Origin of the sequence: Caulobacter sp. 602-1, assembly GCF_003931565.1 — a bacterium.
In the GTDB taxonomy this organism is placed as follows: Bacteria; Pseudomonadota; Alphaproteobacteria; order Caulobacterales; family Caulobacteraceae; genus Caulobacter.
Genome location: NZ_RRYI01000069.1, coordinates 1 through 329, shown reverse-complemented (window position 1 = coordinate 329; position 329 = coordinate 1). Strand labels below are relative to the sequence as shown.

Annotated in this window: 2 pseudogenes; one reads left to right on the top strand and one right to left on the bottom strand. The window is 68.7% G+C overall.

The features are described 5' to 3' along the window. Nucleotides 1-175: pseudogene (locus tag EIK80_RS27095) on the bottom strand (hypothetical protein); the annotation flags it as partial. Nucleotides 176-228: 53 nt separating this feature from the next. On the opposite strand from EIK80_RS27095, the pseudogene EIK80_RS25280 reads away from it, so the two are divergent. After that, a pseudogene (locus EIK80_RS25280) lies at nucleotides 229-329 on the top strand (D-alanine--D-alanine ligase); the annotation flags it as partial.

The following is a 329-nucleotide window of genomic DNA, read 5'->3' as shown; positions in this document are numbered from 1 at the left end:
GCGCCGGCGACGGCGGCGCATTAACGACGACAAGCACTGTGTCATCCCGGGCGGCCGTAAGCCGAGCCGGGACCCTGGGGCCGGCGCTTCGCGGTTGCCCTGGGTCACGGCTCTCCGCTTCGCTGCGGCCGGGATGACACGCTTTGTTTGATGAGTGGACAGTTGGCAGCGTCATCGGCGCTGACTAGGAGTGGCTCAACGTCGCAGCTCCTAAGAGTGTCCGCCCCAATGACCACCCAGCCTCTGCTTGGCCGCCATATCGCCGCCCTGCTCGGCGGCCCATCGTCGGAACGCGAGGTCAGCCTGGTGTCGGGCCGCGCGTGCGCCGA